Origin of the sequence: Limosilactobacillus vaginalis DSM 5837 = ATCC 49540 (genome assembly GCF_000159435.1) — a bacterium.
Lineage (GTDB): Bacteria > Bacillota > Bacilli > Lactobacillales > Lactobacillaceae > Limosilactobacillus > Limosilactobacillus vaginalis.
This window is the reverse complement of the sequence record NZ_GG693412.1, coordinates 163,117-167,615: the sequence shown is the minus strand read 5'-3', so window position 1 is coordinate 167,615 and position 4,499 is coordinate 163,117. Positions and strand designations below refer to the sequence as shown.

At 42.5% G+C, this 4,499-nt stretch carries 5 protein-coding genes and 1 pseudogene; all 6 read right to left on the bottom strand.

Annotation, left to right across the window (positions count from 1 at the left end; all coding sequences use genetic code 11):
* Positions 1-190 (bottom strand): annotated as a pseudogene (locus tag HMPREF0549_RS09830) (biotin--[acetyl-CoA-carboxylase] ligase); the annotation flags it as partial.
* A 77-nt stretch (positions 191-267) separates the two neighbouring features.
* Entirely contained in the window at positions 268-1,038 is a 771-nt protein-coding gene (gene fabI / locus HMPREF0549_RS00720; protein WP_040530611.1) for an enoyl-ACP reductase FabI, read from the bottom strand.
* Between the two features lie 10 nt (positions 1,039-1,048).
* Complete coding sequence (gene accA, locus HMPREF0549_RS00715; RefSeq protein ID WP_003716324.1) at positions 1,049-1,834, bottom strand: acetyl-CoA carboxylase carboxyltransferase subunit alpha; 786 nt, start codon at positions 1,832-1,834, stop codon at positions 1,049-1,051.
* A complete protein-coding gene (accD, locus tag HMPREF0549_RS00710) occupies positions 1,824-2,660 on the bottom strand; it encodes an acetyl-CoA carboxylase, carboxyltransferase subunit beta (protein WP_003716323.1) in 837 nt (278 codons plus the stop codon). Before accD ends, accA begins: the two co-directional genes overlap by 11 nt.
* Positions 2,641-4,029, bottom strand: a complete 1,389-nt coding sequence (gene accC / locus HMPREF0549_RS00705) for an acetyl-CoA carboxylase biotin carboxylase subunit (protein ID WP_040530608.1) — start codon at positions 4,027-4,029, stop codon at positions 2,641-2,643. The genes accD and accC overlap by 20 nt, the downstream gene beginning before the upstream one ends.
* Positions 4,030-4,042: 13 nt before the next feature.
* Positions 4,043-4,477 (bottom strand): 3-hydroxyacyl-ACP dehydratase FabZ, encoded by a 435-nt coding sequence (gene fabZ / locus HMPREF0549_RS00700; protein ID WP_003716321.1) that lies wholly within the window; start codon positions 4,475-4,477, stop codon positions 4,043-4,045.
* Between the last annotated feature and the right edge of the window lie 22 nt (positions 4,478-4,499).

The following is a 4,499-nucleotide window of genomic DNA, read 5'->3' as shown; positions in this document are numbered from 1 at the left end:
CTCGTGGCGTCTTATGGGGTAAAACAATCGTCATATAAATTCCTGCATTGGCTGGTGAATAAAATGCCCGACCTAGTTTCCCGTAGCCCGTACTTTGTTGGTTAGCGACTACCAACAATTCTTTCTCTAACGAACCTTTTTCCAAAACCTGCTTAGCATAATCCTGGGTTGATGTGACTCGCGATTTCACAACTATTTTTCCAGAAAAATTAGAACAAAAATGACTTATCTTCTCTTCAGATAAGTCATTTTTCATTACTTGCTTCATTAAATTAAATGCACACCTTTATCAACATAAATCACGTCACCGACAACCCCAGTTGATAGGTCACTCATTAAGAATGCGCAAGTTCCACCAATTTCTTTCAAACTTACACTTTGACCATCAACGGTCCGTTCTTGAGACATCTTTAATAGATCCGCGTGACCATTAATTCCCGTAACTGCTAGCGTCTTCACAGCCCCAGCAGAAATAGCATTAACCCTAACATTAGCATCACCCATATCACGTGCCAAGTAGCGAACACTTGCCTCTAAGGCTGCCTTAGCAATCCCCATCACGTTATAGTTAGGAATTGCCCGTTCAGAGCCAAAGTAAGTCAAGGTGACAATGCTACTTGGATCGTTAAGGAGTTCTAGGCTTTGAGCATACTTTGCCACGGCAATTAATGAGTATGCTGAAATATTTTGGGCAAGTGCATAGCCATCCCTGCTAACATCAAGGATTGAACCGCCTAATTCTTCTTTTTTTGCGTAGGCAATCGCATGAACGATTCCATCTACGGAGCCAACAGCTTCTTTAATGCTGGTAAAGGCCTTCTCGATGCTCTCATCATTTGCAACGTCACATTCAAATAGTTGAGCATCATCGCTTACTAACCGTTGAAGGCTACGCTTCATCCGATCATTTTGATATGTATAGATAATGGTAGCTCCTTGACGTTCCATTTCTTGCGCACATCCCCAAGCAATTGAACGTTTATTAGCTACTCCCATTACAATAATCTTCTTATCTGCTAAAATTCCTGACACTCTCATCAAACCTCCACTAAAATTTGCGGTACCGTTCATACCGCTGTTTTAATAAGTCTTCTACCGGCATTTTTTGCAGTTGACTAAGCTGCTGTTGGAGAACTCGATCAATATTCTGGACAACCTGCCGATGATCGTTTGGTTCTTCGAGAATGCCGTCAATAATATGTTTTTGTTGCAAATCACGAGGGGTCAATTGCATAATTTGAGCTGCTTCATTTGCCCGACTACTGTCTTTCCACAAAATTGAAGCAAATCCTTCTGGTGACAAAATAGAATATGTACTATTTTCTAGCATCCAGACTTGATCACCACTGGCGAGGGCTAGGGCACCCCCACTGCCTCCTTCACCAAAAATTACGGTAATGATTGGTGTTGGTAGCTGACTCATTTCTAAAATATTTTGGGCAATTGCTGCTCCCTGACCTGTTTCTTCTGCTTCTTGTCCTGGATATGCCCCAGGAGTATTAACAAAGCAAAGGACCGGTCGGTGAAACTTTGCAGCCTGTTTCATCAGGTACAACGATTTTCGGTAACCAGCTGGTGTAGGGCAACCAAAGTGCTTGTTCACCTTATCTTCTATCGTGTCTCCCTTATCAATTGCGATCACCGTTACTGGTTGCCCATGAAAAAGACCAATTCCACCAATAACAGCTGGGTCATCGCTACCAATTCCACCGGCATGCAATTCCATAAAATCACTTAACAGCGAATGAACAATTTGCTCACCAGTTATTTTTTGCTCAGCTCGTGATGCTACAACAATTTGACCTGCTGACTTAGCCAAGTTATCACCCTCCATATTTTAATAGCCATTGCAGAGTTTGTTTTTCATCTTGACGACGAACAATTCGATCAATGAAGCCATGACTAAGTAATGTTTCTGCATCCTGCAAATCACGAGGAATCTTTTGGTGCATCGTTTGTTCAATAACTCGTCGTCCTGCAAAGCCGACTAAAGCATGTGGCTCGGCAAGGGTAATGTCACCCTGCATTGCAAAACTTGCTGTTACCCCACCGGTAGTTGGATCGGTTAATACGACAACGTACAAAAGGCCTGCCTGTGAATGACGCTTAACCGCTGCACTAACTTTTGCCATCTGCATTAATGACATAATTCCTTCTTGCATCCGGGCACCACCTGAAGCAGTGAATAATACTACCGGCAATTCTTGCTCAGTTGACCGCTCAAACAACCGCGTAATCTTTTCACCAGTTACGGTTCCGAGCGATCCCATAATAAATGTTGGGTCCATAATCCCTAACCCAAATTTTTCCTGACCAATCATGGCGGTTCCCGTTAACACTGAATCATTCAATTTCGTTCGTTGTTGGGCCTTCGCAAGTTTTTGATCATATCTCGGAAAATTAAGGGGATCCGTTGTCTGCAAGTCAGTATCAAATTCAGTGAATTGATCAACTAACCAATTTAGACGTTGCCGAGCACTTATTCGAAAACCGTAAAAGCAATTTGGACATGTCTGGTACTGATCTAAATCATCAGTAAGAACCGTCGTTTCACATTTTGGGCATTTTGTCCATAAATTATCCGGTACTTTAGCGTCGGCTTCTCGATCGGCTTTAATATGATGGGCTGTAAGAGTGTTGTCATGATCGTACAAGTTCATTGCGACTATGGTTCTCCTTCCACCGCTTTAAAAATACTTTTTCTAAGTAACTAGTTGTAAAATCACCTTTAATAAAAGTAGGATCCTGAAGAATTGCCAATTGAATTTCTTGGTTAGTCTTTATTCCCTCAATAACCATCTCGTTAAGTAGCCGTTTAATCTTCTCGATTGCTTCTGCTCGGTCATGGCCAAGGGCAATCACTTTAGCAACCATTGAATCGTAAAATGGTGTCACCTTTGCCCCCTGGTAAAGATCTGTATCAATTCTCATTCCCAGGTTACCAACCGGTAGATATAAGTACTTAATATTCCCGGTAGATGGCATGAAGTTATTATTAGGATCCTCTGCATTTATTCGACATTCAATTGCCGCACCGTTAATTTGGATATCTGACTGGTCAAATGGTAAATCCTCACCAGCAGCCACTTTTAACTGTGCTTTTACAAGGTCGATCCCGGTTACCATTTCCGTTACGGTATGTTCGACTTGAATCCGCGTATTCATTTCCATGAAGTAGAAATGGTGATCCTGATCCATTAAGAATTCGATTGTTCCTGTATTTAGGTAATCGATCCCGTTAATAGCCCTTAAGGCAATCTGGCCTAGTTGCTTTCGTTCCTGTTCAGTTACTAACTGACACGGACTTTCCTCTAGGACCTTCTGCTTATTAATTTGAAGTGAACAGTCTCTTTCCGGGAAGTAAACAGCATGACCTGCTTGATCACGAAACACCTGGACTTCAATGTGCTTGACGTTCTCCATGATCTTTTCGATATACATGTGATCGTCACCAAAGGCTAATTTGGCTTCACTTTGGGCTTCATTAAATGAATCAGTCATCGCTGCTTCATCATTAATTCGTCGAATCCCCTTACCGCCACCACCAGCGGCAGCCTTGATTAATACCGGGTAACCAATTTTCGCTGCCACCCGTTTTGCCTCATTTACGTCCTGAATATAGTCATCACTTCCTGGAATCACCGGAACACCAAGCCGCTTCATTTGCTGCCGAGCGTGTTCCTTGTTCCCCATCAAATCAATAATCTTTGCATCCGGACCAATAAAGGTAATCCCACAGGCCTGACACATTTCAGCAAACTTACTATTTTCCGAAAGAAAACCAAATCCAGGGTGAATTGCCTGGGCGCCCGTACCAATAGCAGCAGCTAAAATATTCTTCATATTTAGGTATGATTCCTGAGGCCGTGCTCCACCGACACAAACTGCTTCGTCAGCTAATTGAACGTGGAGACTTTCCCGGTCAGCCGCAGAATAAACGGCAACTGACTTTATTCCCAACTCATGAAGGGAACGAATAATCCGAACAGCAATTTCGCCTCGATTTGCTACTAAAACTTTCGAAAACATTTCACCACTCACCTTATCCAATAAAAAATGTTAATTCTGCTGAACAAGTTCGTTGACCATTAACTGTTGCTTCTGCCTTCCCTTCACCGATGTTGCGGTGGATCTTAGTTAGGTGAACTTCTAACCGCATTACATCTCCGGGACGAACGACTTTACGAAACTCAGCGGTCTTGATACCGCCAAAGTAAGCTGTCTTTCCCTTAAATTTAGGAGACGATAACAATGCTACCGCTCCAGTCTGCGCTAGGGATTCAACAATTAGTGCTCCTGGTAATACAGGATTATTAGGAAAATGTCCGTTAAAGACTTCCTCATTAATTGTCACATTACGACGTGCAACCGCCATTTCACCAGGAACTAACTCATCAACGTGATCAATTAATAACATTGGGTAGCGGTGAGGAAGGATCTTCTGGATTGCCGTGACGTCTAAATTAACTTTAGCCATTGCTACTCTCCTTCTTTAATTT

Excerpts from the sequence above, each read along its gene's own strand:
- accD (WP_003716323.1), bottom strand. The coding sequence starts at position 2,660 with ATGAACTTGTACGATCATGACAACACTCTTACAGCCCATCATATTAAA.
- accA (WP_003716324.1), bottom strand. The coding sequence starts at position 1,834 with ATGGAGGGTGATAACTTGGCTAAGTCAGCAGGTCAAATTGTTGTAGCA.
- fabZ (WP_003716321.1), bottom strand. The coding sequence starts at position 4,477 with ATGGCTAAAGTTAATTTAGACGTCACGGCAATCCAGAAGATCCTTCCT.
- accC (WP_040530608.1), bottom strand. The coding sequence starts at position 4,029 with ATGTTTTCGAAAGTTTTAGTAGCAAATCGAGGCGAAATTGCTGTTCGG.
- fabI (WP_040530611.1), bottom strand. The coding sequence starts at position 1,038 with ATGAGAGTGTCAGGAATTTTAGCAGATAAGAAGATTATTGTAATGGGA.